Origin of the sequence: Haliea salexigens DSM 19537 (assembly GCF_000423125.1) — a bacterium.
GTDB lineage: Bacteria > Pseudomonadota > Gammaproteobacteria > Pseudomonadales > Halieaceae > Haliea > Haliea salexigens.
The window spans coordinates 15,586-38,658 of the sequence record NZ_AUHJ01000004.1 but is presented as its reverse complement, the minus strand read 5'-3'; the positions used below and the strand labels follow the sequence as shown (position 1 = coordinate 38,658).

Annotated in this window: 22 protein-coding genes; 15 read left to right on the top strand and 7 right to left on the bottom strand. The window is 62.3% G+C overall.

Annotated elements, in window-relative coordinates; all coding sequences use genetic code 11:
- Positions 1-145: 145 nt before the first annotated feature.
- Genes G533_RS0105815 through G533_RS20710 form a run of 3 tightly spaced genes read left to right on the top strand, consistent with a single transcriptional unit; the run spans position 146 to position 3,129 of the window.
- The gene (locus G533_RS0105815; protein ID WP_027949152.1) at positions 146-1,000 is read left to right on the top strand and encodes a PA4780 family RIO1-like protein kinase; all 855 of its coding nucleotides are present in this window, start codon (positions 146-148) and stop codon (positions 998-1,000) included.
- Positions 1,001-1,003: 3 nt separating this feature from the next.
- A complete protein-coding gene (locus tag G533_RS0105810) occupies positions 1,004-2,341 on the top strand; it encodes an MFS transporter (RefSeq protein ID WP_027949151.1) in 1,338 nt (445 codons plus the stop codon).
- Positions 2,342-2,379: 38 nt separating this feature from the next.
- Positions 2,380-3,129, top strand: coding sequence for a transporter substrate-binding domain-containing protein (locus tag G533_RS20710; RefSeq protein ID WP_158413396.1), 750 nt, complete (start codon positions 2,380-2,382; stop codon positions 3,127-3,129).
- 4 nt (positions 3,130-3,133) lie between these two features.
- Here G533_RS20710 and G533_RS0105800 read toward each other — a convergent pair whose 3' ends face one another.
- Positions 3,134-4,039 carry a VOC family protein gene (locus G533_RS0105800; protein WP_027949150.1) on the bottom strand — a complete coding sequence of 302 codons (906 nt, stop codon included), beginning with the start codon at positions 4,037-4,039 and terminating at the stop codon, positions 3,134-3,136.
- A 228-nt stretch (positions 4,040-4,267) separates the two neighbouring features.
- Between G533_RS0105800 and G533_RS24980 the strand changes: the two genes are divergently transcribed.
- The 7 genes from G533_RS24980 (at position 4,268) to G533_RS0105770 (ending at position 10,821) form a co-directional block, all read left to right on the top strand.
- The gene (locus tag G533_RS24980; protein ID WP_240472382.1) at positions 4,268-4,723 is read left to right on the top strand and encodes a Zn-ribbon domain-containing OB-fold protein; all 456 of its coding nucleotides are present in this window, start codon (positions 4,268-4,270) and stop codon (positions 4,721-4,723) included.
- Positions 4,720-5,241 carry a Zn-ribbon domain-containing OB-fold protein gene (locus G533_RS24975; protein ID WP_205622559.1) on the top strand — a complete coding sequence of 174 codons (522 nt, stop codon included), beginning with the start codon at positions 4,720-4,722 and terminating at the stop codon, positions 5,239-5,241. The genes G533_RS24980 and G533_RS24975 overlap by 4 nt, the downstream gene beginning before the upstream one ends.
- A complete protein-coding gene (locus tag G533_RS0105790; protein WP_027949149.1) occupies positions 5,238-6,296 on the top strand; it encodes a thiolase family protein in 1,059 nt (352 codons plus the stop codon). The genes G533_RS24975 and G533_RS0105790 overlap by 4 nt, the downstream gene beginning before the upstream one ends.
- A complete protein-coding gene (locus G533_RS0105785) occupies positions 6,296-7,456 on the top strand; it encodes a thiolase family protein (RefSeq protein WP_027949148.1) in 1,161 nt (386 codons plus the stop codon). The genes G533_RS0105790 and G533_RS0105785 overlap by 1 nt, the downstream gene beginning before the upstream one ends.
- A 24-nt stretch (positions 7,457-7,480) precedes the next feature.
- On the top strand, positions 7,481-9,109 hold the full coding sequence (locus G533_RS0105780; RefSeq protein WP_027949147.1) for an acyl-CoA synthetase: 1,629 nt from the start codon (positions 7,481-7,483) through the stop codon (positions 9,107-9,109).
- Between the two features lie 29 nt (positions 9,110-9,138).
- The gene (locus G533_RS0105775; protein WP_027949146.1) at positions 9,139-9,957 is read left to right on the top strand and encodes a crotonase/enoyl-CoA hydratase family protein; all 819 of its coding nucleotides are present in this window, start codon (positions 9,139-9,141) and stop codon (positions 9,955-9,957) included.
- 102 nt (positions 9,958-10,059) lie between these two features.
- The gene (locus G533_RS0105770; protein WP_027949145.1) at positions 10,060-10,821 is read left to right on the top strand and encodes an enoyl-CoA hydratase-related protein; all 762 of its coding nucleotides are present in this window, start codon (positions 10,060-10,062) and stop codon (positions 10,819-10,821) included.
- Between the two features lie 13 nt (positions 10,822-10,834).
- Here the strand turns inward: G533_RS0105770 and ribB are convergent, their stop codons facing one another.
- The 3 genes from ribB to G533_RS20700 all read right to left on the bottom strand — a co-directional run bounded on the left by ribB (position 10,835) and on the right by G533_RS20700 (position 14,283).
- Positions 10,835-11,947 carry a 3,4-dihydroxy-2-butanone-4-phosphate synthase gene (ribB, locus tag G533_RS0105765; RefSeq protein ID WP_027949144.1) on the bottom strand — a complete coding sequence of 371 codons (1,113 nt, stop codon included), beginning with the start codon at positions 11,945-11,947 and terminating at the stop codon, positions 10,835-10,837.
- A 43-nt stretch (positions 11,948-11,990) separates the two neighbouring features.
- On the bottom strand, positions 11,991-13,172 hold the full coding sequence (locus G533_RS0105760; protein ID WP_027949143.1) for an acetyl-CoA C-acyltransferase: 1,182 nt from the start codon (positions 13,170-13,172) through the stop codon (positions 11,991-11,993).
- 100 nt (positions 13,173-13,272) lie between these two features.
- Entirely contained in the window at positions 13,273-14,283 is a 1,011-nt protein-coding gene (locus tag G533_RS20700; RefSeq protein ID WP_051230018.1) for a GlxA family transcriptional regulator, read from the bottom strand.
- A 125-nt stretch (positions 14,284-14,408) separates the two neighbouring features.
- Between G533_RS20700 and G533_RS0105750 the strand changes: the two genes are divergently transcribed.
- Positions 14,409-16,256, top strand: a complete 1,848-nt coding sequence (locus tag G533_RS0105750; protein ID WP_027949142.1) for a beta-ketoacyl synthase — start codon at positions 14,409-14,411, stop codon at positions 16,254-16,256.
- Positions 16,257-16,331: 75 nt separating this feature from the next.
- Here the strand turns inward: G533_RS0105750 and G533_RS0105745 are convergent, their stop codons facing one another.
- A complete protein-coding gene (locus G533_RS0105745; protein WP_027949141.1) occupies positions 16,332-18,611 on the bottom strand; it encodes a TonB-dependent receptor in 2,280 nt (759 codons plus the stop codon).
- 305 nt (positions 18,612-18,916) lie between these two features.
- Between G533_RS0105745 and G533_RS0105740 the strand changes: the two genes are divergently transcribed.
- Complete coding sequence (locus G533_RS0105740) at positions 18,917-19,474, top strand: nitroreductase family protein (protein ID WP_027949140.1); 558 nt, start codon at positions 18,917-18,919, stop codon at positions 19,472-19,474.
- 35 nt (positions 19,475-19,509) lie between these two features.
- A complete protein-coding gene (locus G533_RS0105735) occupies positions 19,510-20,325 on the top strand; it encodes a crotonase/enoyl-CoA hydratase family protein (protein ID WP_205622558.1) in 816 nt (271 codons plus the stop codon).
- Between the two features lie 18 nt (positions 20,326-20,343).
- On the opposite strand, the gene G533_RS0105730 is transcribed toward G533_RS0105735, so the two are convergent.
- Positions 20,344-21,102, bottom strand: a complete 759-nt coding sequence (locus G533_RS0105730; protein ID WP_240472381.1) for a hypothetical protein — start codon at positions 21,100-21,102, stop codon at positions 20,344-20,346.
- A 90-nt stretch (positions 21,103-21,192) separates the two neighbouring features.
- Here G533_RS0105730 and G533_RS0105725 point away from each other — a divergent pair, with 90 nt between their 5' ends.
- On the top strand, positions 21,193-21,963 hold the full coding sequence (locus G533_RS0105725; protein WP_027949137.1) for an alpha/beta fold hydrolase: 771 nt from the start codon (positions 21,193-21,195) through the stop codon (positions 21,961-21,963).
- 39 nt (positions 21,964-22,002) lie between these two features.
- A complete protein-coding gene (locus tag G533_RS0105720; RefSeq protein ID WP_027949136.1) occupies positions 22,003-22,329 on the top strand; it encodes a DUF3301 domain-containing protein in 327 nt (108 codons plus the stop codon).
- Here G533_RS0105720 and G533_RS0105715 read toward each other — a convergent pair.
- Positions 22,326-22,967, bottom strand: coding sequence for a LysE family translocator (locus G533_RS0105715; RefSeq protein ID WP_027949135.1), 642 nt, complete (start codon positions 22,965-22,967; stop codon positions 22,326-22,328). The two genes, G533_RS0105720 and G533_RS0105715, sit on opposite strands and share 4 nt — an antisense overlap.
- Between the last annotated feature and the right edge of the window lie 106 nt (positions 22,968-23,073).

The following is a 23,073-nucleotide window of genomic DNA, read 5'->3' as shown; positions in this document are numbered from 1 at the left end:
TCAGAGTGGCTCTTCAGGACTTGGGCCGAATCATACCTTAACGCTGCGCGGAATTGCCACAGCCCGCTTTCGCGCGATGAGGATCGCATGGCGCGCCGGTGTTTCATGCTAGACTGCCGGGAAAGTTTGCGCTGGATATCATCCTATGAAAGTACCGCCTCGCCTGCAGCCCCTGGTAGAGGACGGCCTGATCGACGAGGTTCTGTTTCCGCTGATGAGCGGGAAAGAGGCCGACATATTCGTGGTTCGTAGCGGCACCAGCACACGCTGTGCAAAGGTGTACAAAGAGGCGTACAAGCGCAGCTTCAAAAAGGCAGCCGCCTACACTGAAGGGCGCAAGGTGCGCAACACCCGGCGTGCCCGCGCGATGGAGAAAGGCTCGCGCTACGGGCGCAAACAGCAGGAAGAGACCTGGCAGAACGCGGAAGTGGATGCGCTCTATCGCCTCGACCGCGCCGATGTGCGAGTGCCCGAGCCCTACGGGTGTTATGACGGCGTCCTCCTCATGGAACTCGTGACCGACGAGACAGGTGATGTGGCGCCGCGCCTCGCGGATGTGCTCATGTCCGAGGAACAGGCCCTCGAGGATCACGCCCAGGTGCTGCGTTATATCGTGCGTATGCTCTGTGCAGGGCTGGTGCACGGCGACCTCTCCGAATTTAATATCCTGGTTGATCCGGATGGGCCGGTCATCATTGATCTGCCACAGGCAGTCGACGCATCCGCGAACAACAACGCGCGTGCCATGCTGCTGCGCGACGTGGAGCGCGTTACCGACTACTACGGGTTGTTTGCGCCCGAGGTGTTGGAAACACGCTACGGCGAGGAAATCTGGCAGTTGTTCGAGGACGGCGAGCTGACGCCGGAGCATGCCCTGACTGGCCTCTTTGCGGAAGCCGCGGACCCCGCCGATGTTGACAGCGTGATGCTCGAAATTCGCGCCGTTTTGCGTGAAGAGGAAGAGCGTCGCGAGCGCATGCGCGACGCAGAGGACGACTGATACGTGGCACCGAGCGGCCCCCAGGCATTTCCGGACCGGATCTACGGTCTGTTGGTTGAGGACGAAGATGCCCGCGTGTGCCGCGACATCCCCGATTCTGCCTGTAAGGAGCAGCCGCGAGCTTTCCTGCTGCAATGGCTGGCGCAAACACTCACCAAAATAGGCGATACCCTCACCAGCAGTCGATTGGTACTGGCCTGGATGCTTGCCGCGTTGGGCGCACCGCCTTTTTTCGTCGCGTTGCTGGTGCCCGTTCGCGAGTCACTGTCCCTGCTGCCACAGCTGTTTGTCGCCCAGTGGGTGCGCGAGCATGCGCTGCGCAAGTTCTTCTGGGTGTGGGGCAGTGTCGCGCAGGGGATGGCACTGCTGGGCATGATGGTCGCCGTATTGCTGCTGGAGGGTGCGTCACTGGGTTGGGCTATTGTGGTTCTGCTGGCCTGCTTCAGTTTAGCCCGGGGTGTGTGCTCGATAGCCGCCAAGGACGTGCTGGGAAAAACGGTGTCCAAGGCGCGCCGGGGCCGGCTGACGGGGCTGGCAGCCGCTGCCGCGGGTGCGGTCGCGCTGCTTGTTGCACTGGCGCTGTTGTTTTTCCCGGACTACATCGAAAGTCAGGGCCATGCCGGAGCCGCACTGTTCGCCGGCATTCTGGCGGCCGCAGCCTGCCTGTGGTTTCTCGCTGCAGCCGTGTATGCCGGGGTGCCGGAGCTGCCAGGTGCCACCTCAGGTGGTGGCAACGCCTTCGCCGAGGCGCTGCGCAGCCTCACCCTGTTGTACACGGACGCGCAGTTGCGTCGTTTTGTGGTCGCCCGGGCGTTACTTGTCAGCACCGCATTCGCCATACCCTATCTCGTGGTACTGGTGCAGCGAGCGGCGGAGACGCAAATGCTCAGCTTTGCGGCCTTGCTGGTGGCGGAGGGCGCGGCGGGGTTGCTGTCTGCCGCGTTCTGGGGACGTTGGTCGGATAGCGGTGCCCACCACGTCATGGCGGCGGCTGCCGCCCTGGCAACTCTGGCGGTCGCCGTGGCCGTCATGTTGCAGGTGGTGAACCCGGTAATACTGGGCCACGGCCTGACGGGCGCGGTACTGGTTTTCACTGCCGCCGTTGCGCATCAGGGCGCAAGGGTAGGGCGTAAGACCTACCTCGTGGACATGGCCTCGGGCGAGAACCGGGCGCAGTACACCGCAGTCAGTAACACCGCCATGGGGGTACTGTTGTTTGCAGGTGCCGGCCTTGGCGTTATTGAAGCAGCCTACGGTATTGTGGCGGTTCTCGCCCTGCTGATGGTGGGGGGGATACTGGCCACCTACCGATGCCTGAGGTTACCCTCTGTTTCCGGATGAATCCTGTCCTGTTGACTGTCGCCCCTGTGAGGCCCCTGATGAATAGACTTTTCCTGCTGCTATGCTCGCTTGTGTTGTGCAGCTCCGCTGCCCTGGCTGAGGCCCTGCGTGTTGGCGTGGCGCCCGATCGGCCGCCGCTGGCCTTCTATGATGGCGAGCGTATTGTCGGTGTTGAAGCGGATAGTGCGAAAGCACTGGGTGAGATTGTCGGTCGCCCGGTGCAGTGGGTGCCCATGCCATTCGATGCGTTGCTGGAGGCGCTGCAGGCCGGGCGCATAGACGTCATCATGTCCGGCATGAGTGTTACCCCGGAACGTGAACAGCAGGTAAAGTTTATAGATCCTTATCTGAACGCCGGCCAGATGGCGATCATGCGTATCGACAGCGTGGCCCGGTTTGGCCAACCCTGGTCGGTTTATCGCGATGGAGTCCGGGTGGGTATAGAGGCGAGTACCACGGGCGAGGCCTGGGCAAACACTGAACTCCCCGACGCGCAGCTTACGCCATTTGCGGACGTGTCCGCGGGACTGGCCGCACTGCGCGCGGGTGCAATTGACCTGTTCGTGCACGATGCCCCAACCAGTTGGTTGCTGGCCACCTCTGACGACTATGGTGACCTGATTAGTCAGTACCACTTTCTCACTGAAGAACAGCTCGCCTGGGCAGTGCGCCGGGACGCGCCCGCGCTGGCCGCCGAGCTCAACCGTGCTCTGGCGACCATGCGCGGCAATGGCACCCTGGAGTACATTATCGACCGCTGGATACCGGTGACGGTCGAGGTGCCCTGAAACCCTAGCCGGGGAAGTTGTACTCGTGGCCCCAGTGGTCACCCTCGGTGCTGACCGTGGGTGTGTAGGTATCCCAGTCCACCAGCAGGCCATCGTAGCCGTACTCTACGGCGATACCGCCCGGCGCCACCACGTAGAATGAGCACATGTTGTCGTTCACGTGCCTGCCCAGGCTGGCGAGTATGGGGTAACCGCCGGCCTTGGCGCGATCCATGGCGCGGCCAACCTCGTCCAGGGAGCTCACTTCCACCATGATATGCACAACGTCGCCAGTGTAGGGGTGGTTGTACAGTGCCAGCGAGTGCTGGCGCGGATTGTCGGCATGCAGGAACAGGATGGTGGTTTCCGGTGCGCCTTCGGGCAGCGGCGGATGCAGCGTGTCACTCACGCCGAGGCCCAGCAGGTCGGTGTAAAAGCTGGCGGCTGTGTCGAGGTCGGGCGTTGGCAGTACCGCGTGGCCGAAGCCCATGTCGCCGGTGTACTCATCCCCCGTGATGAACTCCTTGACCCCGGTCGGTGAAATCAGCGGCGCGTAGTCCAGACGCCGGCCGTAGTAGATCTCCAGCGTGTTGCCGCAGGGGTCATCAACACTGACAAACGCCGTGACGCAGCGACGCGCGGCTTCGGCTGGCGTACCCTGCTGCAGTGTGTGGCCGTTGCTGTCCAGGCGGTTGCAGAGCTCTTCCCACTCGCTGCGGCCGCGGCATTCGAGGCCCGCCGCAATCAGCCCGTCGTGGTCGGCCGGCTCCAGCATAAAGCGGAACGGGTGATTGTCCATGCGCAGAAAGCGTGCGCCGGCAGAGTCCTCGCGTGCCGCGTCCATCAGGCCCAGTGTGCTGGTGCCGAACGTCATCCACGCGTCCGTATCGGTCGCGGCGATTCTCAGGTAGCCAATGGCGGCGATACTCATGTGCTGTTCTCCTCGGAGTGAAAGATGTACCTGTCACCATAGTAAGGGTGATTGGCCCACAGGCACAGGGTCGCCGCAGCAGACGGGGGTAACTGGTATAAGCAGGGAAACCCTCAGCTGGGGGCAGCGGTGATCAGAAATGTCACTCCTGGCTGCCGCATTGTGTCATTGAGATCAGGCCCCCGCTGTTGAATACTCAGCGCACGGTTCAGTCGGGAGCGTCTGCCAATGGCCATAACAGAAAAATTAAGCCAGGAATTTGAGCTCGGATTCACCTATACACGCTCTACGGGGCCGGTGGTAGGCAGATTCCTCACCGGCTTGCGCGACAGTCGGGTGCTCGGCATCCGCGGCAGCGACGGCCGCGTGCTGGTGCCGCCACCGGAGTATGACCCTGCCACGGCAGCCGCCCTGTCGGACTGGGTGGAAGTGGGCCAGGAGGGCACCGTGGTCAGCTGGTGCTGGGTGTCAGAGCCGCGAGCCTCGCATCCGCTGCAGCAGCCCTTCGCCTGGGTGATGGTGCGCCTCGACGGTGCCGACGTACCGATGATTCATTGCTTGCAAGCGTCCTCGGCCGAGGCGGTAAGCACCGGGGGGCGCGTGCGCGTGGCCTGGGTGGCAGAGCCGCGCGGGCATATCACGGATATTCGCTGCTTCGTACCCGTGCCGGGAGGTGCATCATGAGCGCAGCACGCCCGGATGTGACAGGCATCGAAGCTCCGGTTTACCTGCACTACCATTTTACCGCCGGAACGGCCCCCGCCCGGTTTCTTGCGCGCCTCAGGGAAGGGCTGCTCAGTGGCCAGCGCTGTCCGCGCTGTGGCAATGTCTATATTCCTGCTCGCGGCTCCTGCCCAGCCTGCGGCGTGCCCACAACGGAGGAAGTATTGCTGCCCGACCGGGGCACCGTGCAGTCGTTCACCATTGTGCACATCCCCATTCCGGGCAATCCCATTGAACCCCCGTACGTCGTGGCGAACATTGTGCTGGACGGGGCCAATATATCCTTTATTCACCTGCTCAGTGACTGTGTCAACGAGGCGGTGCGTATCGGGCAGCGGGTACAGGCGGTGTGGCGGCCGCCGGAGGAGTGGGATTACGCCATGGATAATATCCGTCATTTCCGGCCGCTCGATGAGCCCGATGTGCCGGTGGAGCGTATTGGCACGCTGCCGGTGTCCGGCCCGGGGGTGCCGCGATGAGGGAAATCGCGGTTGTTGCTTTCAGCCAGAGCGCCTGTGTCGCCGATATCGGCGCCGTCAATGAAGTCGAGCTTATCATGCCCCAGTTGCAGGCTGTGTACGCCCAGGTGGGGTTGAACAGCGCCCAGGATGTCGACTTTGTCTGTTCGGGCAGTTGCGACTATCTGCAGGGCGCCGCTTTCGCCTTCGTCGCGGGGGTCGATGCGCTGGGGGCCGTGCCCCCATTGAAAGAGTCGCATGTGGAAATGGACGCTGCCTGGGCGCTCTATGAAGCGGTGCTGAAGATTCGTACGGGGCATGCGGACTCCGCGTTGCTCTACGGTTTCGGTAAATCCTCGCCGGGCGAGTTACCTGCGGTGCTGTCGCAGCGGCTCGATCCTTATTACCTCGCGCCACTCTGGCTTGATACTGTATCGCTCGCGGCCTTGCAGGCGAGGATGCTGCTCGATAGTGGGTCGATCACTGAAAGCGATATGGCAGCGGTTGTGTCACGCTCGCGGCAGAATGCGCAGGCCAACCCCCTGGCACAGCTGGCGGGGGATGTCGGCGTGGCAGCGTTGTTGCAGGATGACTACCTGTTGGCGCCACTGCGCCGCGGCGACTGCGCGCCGGTATCGGATGGCGCGGCGGCGATGATTATCGCGACCGTCGAACAGGCGCGCCGCTGGGGTGTGCCCTATGTTCGGCTCACCGGCATTGACCAGCGTATCGAGAGCCACAACCCCTGTATGCGCGACCTCACCGACTCGGTATCGACACGCCAGGCTGCGGCGGCGGCCGGGGTGCACGAGGCAGCGCTTGACGTTGCGGAAATCTACGCCCCGTTCAGCCATCAGGAAATTATCCTGACCCGCGCACTCGGGCTGGATGAGGCCACCGTGGTCAACCCCAGCGGTGGCGTGCTTGCCGGAAACCTGATGATGGCCTCGGGCCTTGCCCGGGTGGGTGAAGTATTCCAGCGTATCGTCAACGGAGACGCGCGCCGCGGGGTGGCCCACGCCACGAGTGGCCCCTGTCTGCAACACAACCTTGTGGCGGTACTGGAGGGTGCGTAATGGCTGAATGGGCTGCGGTGGTTGGCATAGGCCAGACCCGATACAAGACCCGGCGCTCCGATGTGTCGATAGCCGGCCTGCTGCGGGAAGCGGTCGACAGGGCACTGGCGGACGCCGGTGTGGGCTTTGACGACATCGATGCCGTGGTGATTGGCAAAGCGCCGGACATGTTTGAGGGCGTGGTTATGCCCGAGAGCTATCTCGCCGATGCACTCGGGGCCAGCGGCAAGCCTATGCTGCGGGTGCACACTGCCGGGTCGGTGGGTGGTTCCACCGCCATCGTCGCCGCCTCGCACGTCCAGAGCGGTACGTTCAAACGGGTGCTCACCGTCACCTACGAAAAACAATCCGAGTCCAACGCCATGTGGGCGCTGTCGACACCGCAGCCTTTTTCCGTGCACCTGAACGCCGGCGCCGGGGGGTATTTCGCACCCATCATTCGCGAATACATACGCCGTACCAACGCACCCGAGGGTGTCGGCATACGCGTTGCGGTGAAGGATCGGCGCCACGGAGCCCGCAACCCGTTGGCACACCTGCAGCTACCCGACATTACCGAGCAGGAGGTGCGCGACTCGATGATGCTCTGGGATCCACTGCGCTTCCTCGAGGCCTGTCCCTCCTCTGATGGCGCCTGCGCGATGGTGATCGCCGCCGCTGACAGCATTAGCGGCAACAAGCCGCCCGCCTGGATTCGCGGGGTCGCCATGCGCTCCGAGCCCACCATGTACGCGGGGCGCGATGAAGTGAGCCCCCAGGCCGGTCGCGACTGCGCGGCCGACGTCTATGCGCAGGCCGGAGTCATGGACCCACGCCGCGATTTCGATTGTGCAGAGGTGTACGTACCGTTTAGCTGGTACGAACCCATGTGGCTGGAGAATCTGGGCTTTGCGCCGCCAGGGGAGGGCTGGAAGCTGACCCTGGACGGTGCCACGTCGCTCGACGATGGGGGCGATATCCCCTGGAACTGCTCCGGCGGTGTGCTCAGTTCCAATCCCATCGGAGCGTCCGGCATGATCCGTTTCGCGGAAGCCGCCCGTCAGGTGCGCGGTGATGCCGGCGCGCATCAGGTCGAGAATGCCCGTCTGGCCCTTGGCCACGCGTATGGCGGTGGCGCACAATTTTTTTCCATGTGGGTTGTCGGTGCCCACAAGAACTGAATCACGCTGAAACGGAGACACACCATGCCGCGACATTTCAACATCGCCGACCTGTTCGAACTGGTGGCCGACCGGGTGCCAGAGCGCACAGCGCTGGTGTGTGGTCAACAGCGCTCGACCTATGAGCAGCTGGAGCAGCGCGCCAACCGGCTTGCGCACTTTCTCGCTGCACGGGGCGTGCAAGCGGGCCAGCACGTGGGCTTGTACCTCTACAACTGTAACGAGTACCTGGAAGGTATGCTCGCGTGCTTCAAGTTGCGCGCGGTGCCCATCAACATCAACTACCGCTATGTGGAGGAGGAGCTGGCTTATATCCTCAGTAACGCGGATTTGGTGGCGTGTATTCATCACCGCGAGTTTGCGCCCCATATCGCCGCGGTCCATAGCACAGCGCCGGCACTGACCACATTTGTCTACGTCGAGGACGACAGTGGTGTGAACCCCGAGAGCATTGGCAGCATCGCCTATGAACAGGCGCTTGCGGGCGAGAGCGCAGCGCGGGATTTCGCCGAGCGCGCCGATGATGATCTGTTCATCCTGTACACCGGCGGCACTACCGGCATGCCCAAGGGGGTCATGTGGCCGCACAAACACGTGTTTTACGCGGCGATGGGCGGCGGGGGCTATTTTCACCCTGACGGCGTGATCACCGAACCGGAACAGATTGCCGAGCGCATTGGCGATTTCGCGATAGTTGGCATAGCGCTGGCGCCCCTGATGCACGGCGCCTGTTGGTGGTACGCCTGCATACAGCTGCTGTCGGGAAACGCGCTGGTGCTCAACCCGGCGCACCATCTGGTCGCCGAGGATGTGTGGGACATTGTTGAACGTGAGCGCGTTAACTCCTTGACCATCGTGGGCGATGCCATGGCGGTGCCACTGCTGGATGCGCTGCGGGCACATCCCGGGCGCTGGGACCTGAGCTCGGTGTTCGCCGTGGGTTCCGGAGGGGCCGTGTTTTCTGCCAGCAAGCAGGACGCGTTTCGTGAGCTTTTGCCGAATATCATGGTGCGTAACAGCTTCGGTTCATCTGAGTCTGGCGCAATGGGGGCAGATGGCGGCGGCAGGGCAGGCGAGGGGCTTGGCAATGTCACCCGCAGCGAGTTCATGTCGGTTCTCGCGCAGAATGCTGATGGCAGTTACCGCGAGGTCCGCCCCGGAGAAAAAGGCATTTTCGCACGCTGTGGCCACATTCCGGTCGGCTATTACAACGACCCCGAGAAGACTGCGAAGACCTTTGTGCCGGTTGAAGGCCAGGTCTGGTTGCTCACCGGAGATGAGGCCAAACTGGAGGATGACGACACGATTACCGTGTACGGCCGCGGGTCGAACTGCATCAACACGGGGGGCGAAAAGGTGTTCCCGGAGGAGGTTGAGCAGGCCTTGAAAAATCACCCGGCGGTATTTGACTGCCTGGTAGTGGGCACGCCAGATCAGCGGCTGGGTAGCCGGGTTACCGCGGTGGTGGCGGCGCGGGATGGGCAGTCCCTGTGCCTGGCATCGTTGCAGGATGAAGCACGCAAGCACATTGCCGGCTATAAAGTGCCGCGCGAGCTGCACCTGGTGACGGAGGTGCCGCGCGCACCCAGCGGCAAGCCAGCCTATCCCAAAGCACTCGATATCGCGTTGTCGGGTGCACACCGCGCAGAGTAGATGCTCGTAAGCACACAAGGAGCCACATCGTGCAAGAACTGGATATCAGCACCCCGAGTTGCCTGGTCGAGCAGGAGGAGGGCGTACTCTTCGTTACCCTGAATCGTCCGGAGGCGAAAAACGCCTTCAACCCGGCCATGCTGCTGGGCATGTATCGCGCATGGCGCCGGCTGGATGAGGACCCGGCGCTGCGTTGCGCCATTCTCACCGCGCGCGGCAACACCTTCTGCGCCGGCATGGATTTGAAAGCGGGCGCCGAGGGCGACCAGGGTGCCAGCGACGAGTTCATGGCCCTGATGGCAGAGGTGCCGAACCTGCACTGGCAAGCGCTGCTGCGTGACAACCGGCCGGCCAAACCATTGATCCTCGCGGTGGAGGGTTACGCGCTTGCGGGTGGTACCGAGATTCTGCAGGGCACCGATATTCGCGTCGCGGCTGAGGATGCCGTGTTTGGTGTGACCGAAGTGGCCCGCGGGCTCTATCCGATGGCGGGCTCCACCGTGCGCTTGCGACGTCAGATACCCTATTGCCTGGCCGCCGAAATGCTGCTCTGTGGCGAGCACATCAGTGCGCAGCAGGCGCTTGACTGGGGGCTGGTGAACAAGCTGGTAACACCGGGCTCAACCCTGCAGGCGGCACGGGAATACGCCGCGAGAATCTGCGCCAATGCGCCACTCGCCGTTGCCGCCGTCACGCGCTCGCTGCGCGAGCATCAGGAGTGTATGGCCGAGGAGGATGCCATGCTCGCCTCCGATGCGCTGGCAGGGCCGGTATTCGCATCGGCTGATGCCAGAGAAGGCATGCGTGCTTTCAAGGAAAAACGTCCCGCGCAGTTCCGCGGTGAGTAAGCCGTCGGTGCGTCGCTGTTGCCGCTGGCACGCCGGTGCTGGTGCCCACCAGCTTTGCCGCACTCGACGAATTTGTCGTATTCCACGAGGAGCCCTGAGCCGATGAATGACAACGTATTGCTGCAGGAGCAACTGGGCCGCGTGCGCTTGCTTACGCTTAATCGCCCCGCTAAGAAAAACGCTATCAATGACCCCCTGTGGATTGCGCTGCGTGAGGCGTTCCAGGCGGCAGCGCAGGATGACAGCGTCGCCTGCGTTGTGCTCACCGGCGCCGGTGACAGTTTTAGCGCGGGCGTCGATCTCGCCAGCTTTGCCGGCACGGAATCTGATGCCCCGCACCCGTTTGAAAGTGCCGCCCGTGCCGTGGCCGATTTCGACAAACCGCTGGTAGCAGCGGCCAGGGGTGCCGCCATCGGGGGTGGCGCTACCGTATTGTTTCATGCCGACATGGTGTATGCCGGCGAAACATTTCGCATGCGCTTGCCGTTCGCGGCGTTGGGCCTGGTTCCGGAGTGGGCGAGCAGTTACATGCTGCAGGCAAATATTGGCGCCCAGCGCGCCGCGGAGCTGTTCTATACGGCAGAGTGGATTGACGCGCCACGCGCACTGGAATTGGGAATCGTCGCGCAGGTTATACCTGACGAGCAGCTGCTGGCGCATGCCCTGCAACGCGCTGCGGCCGTAGCGCAATGGCCTGTGAGCGCCCTGCGTGAGATCAAGAGCTGTCTGCGCATGCACCACACGGCGGCCATCGATGCAGCGTTTGTGGCGGAGCAGGCGGGAATGGCCCGGCAGGCGGGCTCGCCCGATAACCTGGAAGCGCTCACCGCATTCTTTGAAAAGCGGGCGCCCAGGTTCGACTAAACGCCGTTCTGTGTCAGGGTTGCACGAACTCGGTCACTTCCAGGCTAAAGCCCGACAGCGCGTTGAAGCGTATCGGCGCCGACATCAGGCGCATCTTGCCCACCCCGAGGCGCTTGAGGATCTGCGCGCCGGTACCGATGACCCGGTAGTTACCGATACCGCCGTTTTTGCTGTTGGTGATGGCCGGGGCATTCGGGTATTGAATCACGTCGGCCAGCGCCTGTGTCGATGAGACTGGCTGGCCGATCAGTACCAGAGCGCCGAGGTTTTCCGCCGCTATGCGTTCCAGTGCACGGCGCGATGACCAGCCGGGTGTATCGTCACCGATCAGAGTGCCCACCACATCGCGCAGCAAATTCACCGTCTGTACACGCACGAGTGAGGCATTGTCTTCGCTCAGTTCACCGCGAGTCAGGGCAAAGTGCAGCGTGTCGTCTATGAGGTCGCTAAACGTGTAGAGCGTAAATTCGCCGAACTCCGTATTGACCGTTTTCGTGTCGCGCAGCTCGATTGACTGCTCATGCAGCGAGCGGTACTCGATGAGGTCGGCAATGGTACCCATGCGCAGCCCGTGGCGTTCGGCAAAAACCTCGAGTTGCGGGCGCCGTGCCATGGTGCCGTCTTCATTCATGATCTCCACGATCAGGGATGCGGGCTCAAAGCCGGCCATTCTCGCCAGATCGACGCCGGCCTCGGTGTGCCCGGCCCGGCGCAGCACGCCACCAGCCTTGGCAACCAAGGGGAAGATGTGGCCGGGCTGAATGATATCGCCGGGCTTGGCATTGGGGGCGACCGCCTGACGCACTGTATGTGCGCGCTGTATCGAACTGATGCCGGGGCCCAGTTTTTCGGCGGCATCTATTGATACCGTGAAATTGGTCTCATGCTGTGAGCGATTGTCTCTCACCATCAGGGGGAGTTGCAGGCGACGCGCGCGTTCCTCCGTGATGGGCATGCAGATCAGGCCGCAGGCTTCACTGGAAAAAAACGTGATGATTTCCGGTGTCACAGCCTCGGCGGCAACAATGAGATCGCCCTCGTTCTCACGGTCCTCGTCATCCATCAGGATGACCATCTTGCCCGCGCGAATGTCGTCGAGAATGTCTGGAATGCTGCTCAGTGCCATGTATTGCCTCGTGATGCGGTGGGCAGGACCCACCGTATCGGTATCAGATCATTTCAATGGCGACAGCGGTGGCCTCGCCGCCGCCGATGCACAGCGCGGCAACCCCGCGCTGTTTCCCCAGTTTCTGCAGCGCGTACATCAGGCTGACAATGATGCGTGAGCCGGTTGAGCCGATGGGGTGGCCCTGTGCGCAGGCGCCGCCGTGGATGTTCACTTTGCTGTGGTCGAGGCCGAGGTCAGTAATGGCGAGCATGGTGACCATTGCGAAGGCTTCGTTGATTTCAAACAGGTCAATATCGTCGATGCTCCAGCCCGTTTTTGCCAGCAGCTTTTCCATGGCACCGATAGGAGCAATGGTGAACTCGGAAGGATGCTGGCTGTGGCGGGCGTGCGCCACGATGCGGGCCATGGGCTTCAAGCCCTGGGCCTCTGCCGTACTCTCGTTCATGAGCACCAGGGCGCTGGCGCCGTCGGAAATCGAGCTGCTGTTGGCGGCGGTGATGGTGCCGTCGGCGGCAAAGGCCGGGCGCAGGTTGGGAATTTTGTCCAGCGCTGCTTTGTGTGGCTGCTCGTCGTCGCTTACCACGGTGTCGCCTTTGCGACCGGAGACGGTAACAGGCGCGGTTTCCGCCTGCAGTGATCCATCCTCAATGGCGCGCTTGGCGCGGGTGAGGGATTCAACGGCAAACGCGTCCATCTGTTCACGCGTGAGGCCCCGCTGGTTCGCTGTTTCCTGGGCGAAACTGCCCATGGCACGGCCCGTGTCGGCGTCTTCCAGTCCATCCACGAACATGTGATCCAGCAGTTTGGCGTGCCCTGTGCGCACACCGCCGCGGGCGCCCGGGATAAGGTGCGGGGCGTTGCTCATGCTTTCCATGCCGCCGCAGACCACGGCCTGGTTAGTGCCCGCGGCAATGCTGTCGAAGCCGAATATCGTGGCCTGCATGCCACTGCCGCAGAGTTTGTTCAGCGTCACCGCACCGGCCGCATCGGGGATGCCGGCGCCGCGCGCGGCCTGCCGGGCGGGGCCCTGCTTGAGGCCACCGGGCAGTACGCAACCCATGAAAATTTCGTCGATTGCGGATGCTTCGACGCCACTGCGCTCAAGTGCCGCGGCGATGGCGGTGCTGCCGAGTTGTGCGGCGGTCAGCGCAGCGAGGCTGCCCTGCAAACCACCCATTGGCGTGCGTGCACCGTTGACGATGACAACTGACTCTTTGCTCATGATGACATTCCCGACTGCTGTTTACTGCGGTGGACATGCCCGTGTGGTGTCGGGCGCGTGTTGAAGCGGGGGCGTATTAGGCCATACTCGTGGGCTGGACTCAAGGCGGCGCCGGCGCAGGCTTCCCGGGCGGATCAAACAGTTTGCCCCGCACAGCCTCGCGGTATTGCCCCGGTGTGACACCGTTGCTGCGCCGGAACAGTTGCGAGAAGTAGCTGGCGTCCTGGAGTCCGATCTGCCAGGCAATTTCGGCGATACTGAGGTTACTGCGGCGCAATAGCTCGCGCGCGGTATTCATGCGCAGCGCAGTCAGGTAGGCCTGCGGAGCCATTCCAGTGGCCTGGCGAAAGCGGCGATGCAGTGTCCGCGCACTGACGCCGAATGCGGGTCCCATGTCCTGCAGGGATACTGCGCAGTGCATGTGGTCCTGTAACCATTGCTGGGCCAACAACACGGTTTCATCGTGGTGACGGCGCTGTGGTGTGTCCTGCCAGGCCGCGCTCTGGAAGGGCTGGCGTATTTCCGGGGAAAACTGGTGCTCCACGGCCCGGGCGATGCCGCTGCCGTACCAGTCCTCCGCAAGGTGCACGCACAGGTCAGCGATCGAGTTCACGCTGCCGACGCAGTAGATATTGTCACTCTGGGTGATGAGATGGCGAGTTTTCAGGTGTACCTGTGGATAGCGACGGAGAAAACGCTCAAAGTAGTTCCAGTGTGTAGTGGCTGGTCGTCCGTCGAGCAGGCCTGCCTCAGCCAGCAGGCTGCTGGCCGTCCCCACACTGCAGATACGTGTTCCGGCGGCGGCTATCGCCTGCAGCTGCGGCAGCCAGGCCGCGCAGCGGCGCACGGTAGGCAAGGGTGTGCGCCAGATTGCGGGCAGTATGAGCAGGTCCAGAGCGGGCAGTTCCCACTGCGACACAGGGCATTCCAGCGTCAGCCCGTTATCCAGGGTGACCGCCCCCGCGGTTTCCGCCGCCAGCAGGAATCTCACCCCCGGCGCCGTGCGTCTCCGGCTGCGGGCAGTTTGCGCGGCGGCGGAGAGAATTTCCATGGGCAGTGTCACGCTGGTGGCCAGCGCATCGGGGTATATCAGGGCGGCAACGGTATACATGGGCAGCAGGGTCAGGGCTTTGTGGCCAAAATACCACGATTGATGGCGTAAAAAACATAATGTGCGGGCGCGTTCGCCGCCTACACTACGCCGCGTGCTAATGAACAAACAACGAGGAGCGAAGAATGGGGCAGGCGCGGTTGCCGGTGATAGTAGGGTTCGGTGGCATTAACGGTGCCGGGCGGGCGTCGTCGCACCATGCCTATCGACGGCTGGTGCATGATGCATTGCCGACGTCGACTCAAGCACGCACGCTCGCGGCCCTCGCCCGCCTGATGGGTGTCGAGCAGGTGCGTGGGCAGGAGGACTATCTGCTGGCGCACACGCTGATTCGGCGGGTGGAACCGCAGCATTTCAACCCTGACGCGGTCAGCTGGAACCAGCGCCTTCCGGCCCGTGCCGGGCAAAGCCCTCTTGTGATGCGGCTGCGCCGTCAACACCTGCCCGCCGTGATCCCCACCGGATGGGAAGTGAAACCGGTGAGTGCCGAGGATGTGGAAGTCAGTATTGCAGGTGGGCTGGATGTGCTGTTGCCCACGGTGCGGGATTTTGAGGTCAAGGCAGCGGGGCAGCTGCCCACGGGGTTTGAGCCCGGTATGCTCTACGCCTCGCGCAATCATCCGCGCGGCCTGCAAATGATGGTCTACGCCGCATCCGATGCCCTGCAAAGCCTGGGGATTCCCTGGGAACAGATACAGCAGCGGGTACCCGCAGACCAGGTGAGCGTCTACGCGGGCAGTGCCATGGGACAGCTGGATGCGGCTGGCGCGGGCGGCATGTTGCGTGCACGCCACAACGGGCAGCGCGTGACCTCGAAGTTCTGCCCCCTGTCGCTGGCGGAAATGCCGGCGGATTTTGTGAATGCCTACGTACTGGGCAGTCTGGGTGCGACCGGTGCCAGCCTCGGCGCTTGCGCCTCTTTCCTCTACAACTTGCGTCAGGGTATTGAAGATATCCGCAGCGGCCGGGCGCGCGTGGCCTTTATTGGTTCGGCAGAGGCGCCCGTCAACCCGGAGGTCATGGATGGCTATGCGGCGATGGGGGCGCTGGCGACGGACAAGGGCCTGCGCGACCTGGACGGAGTGGCCAATGCGGACCATCGGCGCGCCTGTCGCCCGTTCGCCGAGAACTGCGGCTTTACCATTGCCGAGTCGGCGCAAATGGTTGTGTTGTTTGACGATGCCCTGGCGCTTGAGCTGGGCGCGACCGTGTTCGGCGCAGCCACGGATGTTTTCGTCAATGCCGATGGCTATAAAAAGTCCATTTCGGGGCCGGGTGTGGGCAACTACATCACCATGGCCAAGGCCACCGCCGCAGCGCGTGCAATGCTCGGTGAACGTATGCTGCGCAATGGCGGGCTGGTGCAGGCACACGGCACGGGCACACCGCAGAACCGCACCAGCGAGTCGAGAATACTGTCAGAAACCGCGAAAGCCTTCGGTATTTCCGCCTGGCCGGTAGCGGCACTCAAGTGTTACCTGGGCCATTCCCTGGGTTCCGCGTCAGGGGATCAGGTCAATGCAACCCTCGGTATATGGGCGGAGGGTGTCATACCCGGCATCACCACGATAAATGCACTTGCCGACGATGTATGCCGCGACAACCTGAGCTTTGCCCTGCAGCACCAGGCGATCGATCCGTCCGCCCAGGGGTATGCCATCATCAACTCCAAGGGGTTTGGCGGCAATAACGCATCGGCCACACTGCTCAGCCCGACGGCAACGGCGAAAATGTTGCAAGCACGGCATGGCAGTCGCGCCTGGCAGGACTGGGAGCAGCGCAACGAGGCGGTGCTGGCAAAGCAGCGCGAGTATGACGATGACGCTATTGCCGGACGTGTTGCGCCCACCTACCGCTTCGACTTCGGTGTGCTCGGTGATGCGGATGTGCAGCATGCCCCGCAGTCCATGCGGGTGGGCGAGTACGAAATCGACCTGGACCTGGCCAATCCCTACAGTGATATGTGCCGCTGACGCAACAGCGAATCCCCACTGTCACGCGCATAAAAAAGGCGGCCCTGAGGCCGCCTTTCAGCGAGTACCGAAGGCCTACAGGTTGTAGGTGACTTCCAGGCCGATACGACGCCCTTTCGACAGGGGCGCTAACGTGCCACCCAAAGGAACGCCCAAGATATCATCAGGCAGCTGCGTGTCGTTGCCGTTCAGCACTTCGTCCAGCAGGTTGCGGCCGTACACCGAGAATACCCAGTGGCCGTCGTTGCTGTAGAAGTCCAGGCCGGCGTCAACGCGGTTCTGCTCGTTGATGAAGCCCAGGTTATTGTCGGTATAGGCCGACTCGTCGCGGTAAGAGTAGCTGATACGCGAGCCGAGGAAACCCCAGCTGCCCAGTTCCAGGTCGTGATTCAAGCCAACGGTGTAGGTCAGGTCCGCCGCACGCGGCAGGTCGAGATCCTTGTCTGCGCCGTCAATCACGCCATCGCCGTTGAGGTCCACCAGCACCTTGTCGTAGCTGGCGTCCAGCACCCCGATGGAAGCAATCGCAACCAGGTTGTCGGTCAGGCCCCAGGTGGCATCCACCTCGAGCCCCATGATGGTGGCTTCGGCGGTGTTGCGCACCAGCTGAATGACACCGATGGGGCCGGGGAGGTTGATTTCCCGCTGCATATCGTCGATCTGGTTGTAGAACACGGCAGCGTTGAGGATGCCACGCCCACCGAAGGAGGACTTGTAGCCCAGCTCGATGCTGTCCACCGTTTCCTGGTCAAAGGGCCCGGGGGTGTCAGCGGGGTCGAAGGACGTATTGCGCATATTGTAGCCACCCGAGCGGGTGCCCTGGCTGTAGTTGGCATAGACAAAGGCGTCGTCCGAGAGGGTGTAGGTCAAGCCGACTTTGGGTGAGAAGCTGCTCCAGCTGTCGTCGTCGACGAAGTCGAAGTCGCAGTCATTCATGGTCACGATGTTGCAGGGGCTGTTGATATTCTGGCTCAGCGAGGCGATTTCCGCTTCCTTGTCTTCTTCGGAGTAGCGCCCACCCAGACTCAAAACCAACTTCTCGTTCAGGTCGATGTCCACGGAGGCGAATACGGCCCAGGTTTCCGTCAGCAGGTTGCCGCCACCGTCGAACTGTGCGGCGGGTGCGACACCGCCGGTGAGAACGCCGGCGAGTTCTCTTCGCTCGTGGTAGTTAATCTCGCTGTCGAAGTAAAATACACCGGTAGTCACGTTATAGCGGTTGGCGAACAAGCCGTTATAGCGCAACTCGTTGCTGACCTGACGATAATCGATCCAGGACGGTGCGTGGAATAGCCACACCGGCTGAGAGTCAATGTCGCCGACACCCTTGCCGTGGTAGTCGCGCACACCGTAGATATTGGTGATGGTGCCCTCACCGAAGGCCACGTCGTAGTTTAATTCAATAGTGAGGGCGTTGGTTTCGTTGTCCTGCGAACCGGGTTCATCGATGGAGACATCGAAGCTTTCACGGTCGGCATTGAAGGGAGTGCCCGGTACGCCCGAGCCGTTGGTGTGGCTTTGGCCGACAGGCCCGTCACCGGTCACTTTGCCGTATTCATAGCGCATGATGAGTTCGAGTTCATCGGTGGGAGTCAGTACCACCACCGGGCGCACCATGGTTTGGCGAATCACGCCGATGTCTTCGCCATCGAACTGGTTTTCCACGAAGCCGTCATCGTCGTTGTGGTATGCCGTCAGGCGTGCCGCAACAATGTCGTTGATCGGGCCGCCCACGCTGGCCATGGCATAGCGGCTGGGGCCGCCCTCGGGCCCCTGGTCAATGGCGGCGCGCGCGCTGAACTCGAATTCGTCGCCCGGTTTTTTGCTGTTCAGCAACACGGCGCCACCGGTGACGTTGCGCCCGAACAGGGTGCCCTGCGGTCCGCGCAGTACTTCAACGCTTTCCAGGTCAAAGGTGTCAAACAGAATGCCGCTGTTCAGCCCGATGTAAACGCCGTCGACCACAACGCCCACGGTGGGGTCGATGCCGGGAATGGAGCTGTTCACACCCAGGCCGCGGATGGAGAAGTTTGCCGTACCACGCGCCGTACCCACGTCATCCAGCGCCACGTTGGGCAGCCGCACGGAGAGGTTGGTGAGGTCACGAATTTTCAATGCATCGAGCTGGTCTGCACCGAGAGCAGAGATCGACAGCGGTACTTCCTGTGAACCTTCTTCACGCTTGCGTGCGGTGACAACCACTTCTTCCAGCAGCGCCGAGGTGCTGCGTCGGGCTTCTTGCTGTGCCTGGGAAGCGGTGGAAAAGGAAGCCGCCATCACGGTGCCCAGCAGTGCTGACACGCCGATGGCGAGTGGGGTTTTTTTCATGCGGTGAGGTACGCTGTCGCGTTTCATGGTGGTGCTCCTTGTAATTATAAAAATGCAGGTCTTTCACTCATTGCGCGCATTTCCCCGTGCGTGCGCTGCGCTGTAGTTATGTTTGCTGAAGTGTCGTGCTTTCCTGAGCCGCTAACAACCAAATTATTACCGGTTTTTTGCTACCCTTCTGATCCAAGTTTACACCAGACACATCCGCCCGTTTATAGTACCGCCAGTCCGGGGAAAAAGCACCACCCCGCTGCAGCTTCCCACTTTTGTCAGAGGCTCCCTGATTGCTGTTATCATATATGCCTGCAAAAAGAGCTGCCCCGAGTTATCCCATGAGCGATGTGCTACACCATCTCCAGACCCGAAACTCTGCTCCCCGTCTTCAGGCGCCTGCGCCCAGTGCGGAGGAACTGGAGCAAATCTTCCAGGCAGGCTTGCGCGCGCCTGACCACGCCTGGCTGCGACCCTGGCGTTTCATCGTTATCGAAGGCGAACGTCGCGAGGACTTCGGCGAAGTGCTCGAGCGCTGCCTGCTCCAGCGCGACCCGGCAGCTCACAGCTCAGCCCGGGAGAAAGCCCGTGGTGCGCCGTTGCGTGCACCGTTGTTGCTGGTGGTGGTAGCGCGCCTGCAGGAACATCCGAAGGTGCCGCAATCCGAGCAGCGGCTGTCTGCGGGGTGCGCCGCACATGCCATCCTGCTGGCGGCGGAGGCCCTGGGCTACGCCGGTATATGGCGCACTGGCAATGCAGCGTTCGACCCCTTTGTCGGTGCGGCACTGGGCCTTGATCCGGGTGAAGAGGTGGTGTCATTTCTGTATCTCGGTACTCGGGATGGCAACCCGAAGACCTTACCCACCCTGAATACGGCTGATTTTGTCAATCGCTGGTGAAACCGGCGCATACTTTGAACAGGAGCGAAGTGCCCATGGCGATCCCTGAATTTGAAACACTGACCCTGAGCGTGGAGGAACAGGTGGCTACCGTTGCTCTGAATCGTCCAGACAAGGCCAACTCGATGAACGCGGTGATGTGGCCCGAGTTGCAGGCGTGTTTCGAGTGGCTCGATGCAGAGCCGGGCGTGCGGGCCGTGGTGCTGGCGGGCAACGGTAAGCACTTTTGCTCGGGTCTGGATCTCGCCATGTTCAGTGGTCTCGGTGGCGAGTCCGGTGATCCGGCTCGTCGGGCAGAAGCGTTTCGGCGCAATGTACTGCGCATGCAGGACAACCTGAGCGCGATTGAGCAGTGTCGCAAGCCGGTGCTGGCTGCTATTCACAACACCTGTATCGGTGGCGGAGTGGATCTGGTCTGCTGCTGCGACATGCGCTATGCCACGGAAGACGCCTGGTTCGCTATTCGGGAAATCGATATCGGCATGACCGCGGATGTCGGCACCTTACAGCGCATGCCGAAGCTGGTGGCGGACGGCATCGTGCGCGAGCTGGCCTACACGGGCCGGAATATGGATGCGAAAGAAGCCCGGGAACTCGGCTTCGTGAACCGTGTTTTTCCGGATCGGGAAACCCTGCTGCGCGAGGTGACCATTATTGCTCGCGGCATCGCCCGCAAGGCGCCACTGGCGGTGCGTGGCACCAAGGAGATGATCCTGTACGCGCGTGATCACAGCGTGCGTGACGGGCTCAACTACATCGCGACCTGGAACGCCGGCATGCTCAGCGAGGTCGACCTGATGGCGGGCGTTCAGGCCCAGGCGAGCAAACAGCAGGCGTCTTTCGAGGACTGAAGCGCCTGCCCGATGCCGTCAGGGGTTGCCGGGCCAGTCTTCCATTTCCACAAACGGATGCAGCGCGAGGGCGATGCCCTCGTTGACGAATGCGTCACTTTCCAGAATGTTGCGCCGGCGGACAAAGCGTCCGCCGGAAGAGCGTGCATCAATCGCATCGGTAACGTCGAGGCCGCCCACGCTGGCAAACAAGCGCTTGAGATCCATATCGTAAATGCTGATCTGCAGTGAGGCCACAGCGGCACCCTGATTCCAGTCGAAATCGGTGGAAACACCGCTGCCAGGCCCCTGCAGCGAGGGTTTCCGCGTGACTCCGTGCCAGCGCGCAACCCGATTCAGGCCGGACGAAAATGGCACCTCGGATTCCAGCAGGTCGGTGAAAATGACCGCGTCCACGTCAGTGTCTTCTCGCAACTGGTCGCGAACGCTCTGCATGATCTGCACGAAGGTGTTCATATTCATGCGCCCGGTGGTCGGGTCCACAGGGTCGCCGAAGGCGCGCACCGCCGTGTTCCAGTGCTGTGTGAAATCACGTTGCGGGAGTACTTTGTAGCCATTCTTCTTGAGATAGGTCGCCACCATGCCATCAATGCGCGGGGCTTCTTTTTCCAGATAGCTGCGCGACGGTGGCCCCAGATTGACGTGGGCAATGACGACGGTCTTCACCGTCGACTGGGCGAGGCGCTCCTGATCTACTTCGTAGGGGAACACCGTGGGGTTATAGGTGGTGCCGCTGCAGGCGGCAAGGCCGAGCACCAGTAGCAGCAGTGTGCTCACGCGGCTCACGCTCCGGAAATAACGCATACTGTCTCCACTTCGTTTATAGTGCGGGCATGTTAGCAAAATCTCGAGGGAGAGACAGCGACAATGGCAGCTGAAGTATTCGACTCGGTGGCAGGCGAGGGCCCCGATGTGGTGCTTTTGCACGGGTTGTTCGGCATGGGCAGTAACCTCGGGGGCGTTTCCCGGGCCCTTCAGGATCACTATCGGGTACACAGTCTTGATTTGCCCAATCACGGGCGCTCGGGCTGGACCACCCGCATGTCGTTGCCCGCTATGGCGCAGGCTGTGCAGCGCTGGATGGAGCACAGGCATCTGGAAACCGCGCACTTCGTTGGGCATTCGCTGGGGGGCAAGGTGGCAATGCAGTTGGCCCTGGACACCCCTTATCGTGTCGACGCTCTCGTCGTCGCCGATATCGCCCCGGTTGCTTATCCACCGTCTCATCAGGCGGTATTTGCTGCTGTTACCGCAGTGGCCGAGGCGGGCTGCGGAAGTCGCAGCGAAGCCGCGGAGGTGATGGCGCAGTACCTCAAGGAAGAGAACGTTATACAGTTCCTGCTGCTCAGCTTGCAGCGCGATGCCGCCGGCATCTATCGCTGGCGTTTCAATCATCCTGTATTGCAGGCGCAATACGATGCACTGCTCGCCGCCCCCGAACCGGTTGCACCCTTTGACGGTCGCACACGCTTCATTCGCGGTGAACTATCCGACTACGTGCATGACGACTACCGCCCGCAGATTGAGGCGCTGTTCCCGCAGGCGGACATCGTGACGCTCGCCGGGTGTGGCCACTGGTTGCACGCCGAGCAGCCAGCGCGTTTCAACCAGCAGGTGGTGGCCTTTCTCGATGGCTGAGTCGCCGCGTAGCGGCCTCCGCCGCAGGCACCGCTGACCATGGTCTTTACTTTGGGCGATGTGGTTGCATTGATGCTGCTCGGGTTGCTCTGCGGCTGGTTTCTGGCGTCCATTCGTGTACGTGAGCTTGCGGTTGCCGCGGTTGCTCGCGCGGGCAAGCGGGATGACTTTCAGCTGCTGGATCAGAACGTCCACTTGAACAGAATCTCCCTGAGCCGGGACGAGCAGCGGCGCTGGCGCGTCTGGCGCCAATACCGGTTTGACTACAGCTTCGACGGGGTAGAGCGTCACGAAGGATACGTCATCATGCTCGGGCAGCGCCTGCAGGCGGTCATTGTGCGCGAGCCCGAAACCACGCTGCATTAAAGGGCGACAAGCTGCCAGGCCGTGTGCAGTAACATGCCAGCGCCGAGGAGGGCGAGGGTTGTACTGAGCAGCCGATCAATCAGCCAGGCCCTGCTGCGCAGGCCTTGCAACCAGCGCGGTCGGCTGAGCAACATTGCCACGAGGCTGTACCAGCCGGCATCTGTACACACGATTGTTGCGACCATCAGCGTGTGTGTTCCCAGGTTCGCAGTCGCCGGCAGGAACTGGCTGAAGAGGGCGAGCATGAACAGCGCAATCTTCGGATTGAGGAATGCAATCAGAAAGCCCTCAGCCGCGTCGCGCGCCAGCGGCCCCGGCGGGAGAGTGTCGTCCAGCGTGGCCGTCACCCCGGGCACTGCTTCACGCAGGCCCCTGAGTCCCAGGTGCAGGAGCCAGGCGGCTCCCGCCAACTGCAGGGCGGTGAATAGTGCAGGTGACTCCCGCAGTGCCAGGGCCAGGCCACCCACCGTCAACAGGGCGTAGCAGCCCACGGCTATACCATGGGCAATGGCGGTCACCAGCCCGCCTGCCCGCCCATTGCGCACAGTATTGCGCAGAACCACGGCCAGGCTGGGGCCCGGTGCCATCGCGCCGAGCAGGCAGATGCCGGCGAGCGATAACCAGGTTACAAGGCTCATCTGCGCTCCGGTAGGGGGTAGGGTAACATCCCGTTTCTCTCATCTTTTTTCCACAGATTCTGTGGATAAGTCGGTGAACAATTTGTTTAGCGCCGTCCCAAAGCCA

Bases quoted from the DNA above. Each gene is read 5' to 3' on its own strand.
- ribB (WP_027949144.1), bottom strand. From the start codon at position 11,947: ATGGCACTGAGCAGCATTCCAGACATTCTCGACGACATTCGCGCGGGC.
- G533_RS0105740 (WP_027949140.1), top strand. From the start codon at position 18,917: ATGAGCGATGTGCTACACCATCTCCAGACCCGAAACTCTGCTCCCCGT.
- G533_RS0105780 (WP_027949147.1), top strand. From the start codon at position 7,481: ATGCCGCGACATTTCAACATCGCCGACCTGTTCGAACTGGTGGCCGAC.
- G533_RS0105785 (WP_027949148.1), top strand. From the start codon at position 6,296: ATGGCTGAATGGGCTGCGGTGGTTGGCATAGGCCAGACCCGATACAAG.
- G533_RS0105725 (WP_027949137.1), top strand. From the start codon at position 21,193: ATGGCAGCTGAAGTATTCGACTCGGTGGCAGGCGAGGGCCCCGATGTG.
- G533_RS0105750 (WP_027949142.1), top strand. From the start codon at position 14,409: ATGGGGCAGGCGCGGTTGCCGGTGATAGTAGGGTTCGGTGGCATTAAC.
- G533_RS0105745 (WP_027949141.1), bottom strand. From the start codon at position 18,611: ATGAAACGCGACAGCGTACCTCACCGCATGAAAAAAACCCCACTCGCC.
- G533_RS0105815 (WP_027949152.1), top strand. From the start codon at position 146: ATGAAAGTACCGCCTCGCCTGCAGCCCCTGGTAGAGGACGGCCTGATC.
- G533_RS24980 (WP_240472382.1), top strand. From the start codon at position 4,268: ATGGCCATAACAGAAAAATTAAGCCAGGAATTTGAGCTCGGATTCACC.
- G533_RS0105770 (WP_027949145.1), top strand. From the start codon at position 10,060: ATGAATGACAACGTATTGCTGCAGGAGCAACTGGGCCGCGTGCGCTTG.
- G533_RS24975 (WP_205622559.1), top strand. From the start codon at position 4,720: ATGAGCGCAGCACGCCCGGATGTGACAGGCATCGAAGCTCCGGTTTAC.
- G533_RS0105720 (WP_027949136.1), top strand. From the start codon at position 22,003: ATGGTCTTTACTTTGGGCGATGTGGTTGCATTGATGCTGCTCGGGTTG.
- G533_RS0105800 (WP_027949150.1), bottom strand. From the start codon at position 4,039: ATGAGTATCGCCGCCATTGGCTACCTGAGAATCGCCGCGACCGATACG.
- G533_RS0105735 (WP_205622558.1), top strand. From the start codon at position 19,510: ATGGCGATCCCTGAATTTGAAACACTGACCCTGAGCGTGGAGGAACAG.
- G533_RS20710 (WP_158413396.1), top strand. From the start codon at position 2,380: ATGAATAGACTTTTCCTGCTGCTATGCTCGCTTGTGTTGTGCAGCTCC.
- G533_RS0105760 (WP_027949143.1), bottom strand. From the start codon at position 13,172: ATGAGCAAAGAGTCAGTTGTCATCGTCAACGGTGCACGCACGCCAATG.
- G533_RS20700 (WP_051230018.1), bottom strand. From the start codon at position 14,283: ATGTATACCGTTGCCGCCCTGATATACCCCGATGCGCTGGCCACCAGC.
- G533_RS0105715 (WP_027949135.1), bottom strand. From the start codon at position 22,967: ATGAGCCTTGTAACCTGGTTATCGCTCGCCGGCATCTGCCTGCTCGGC.
- G533_RS0105790 (WP_027949149.1), top strand. From the start codon at position 5,238: ATGAGGGAAATCGCGGTTGTTGCTTTCAGCCAGAGCGCCTGTGTCGCC.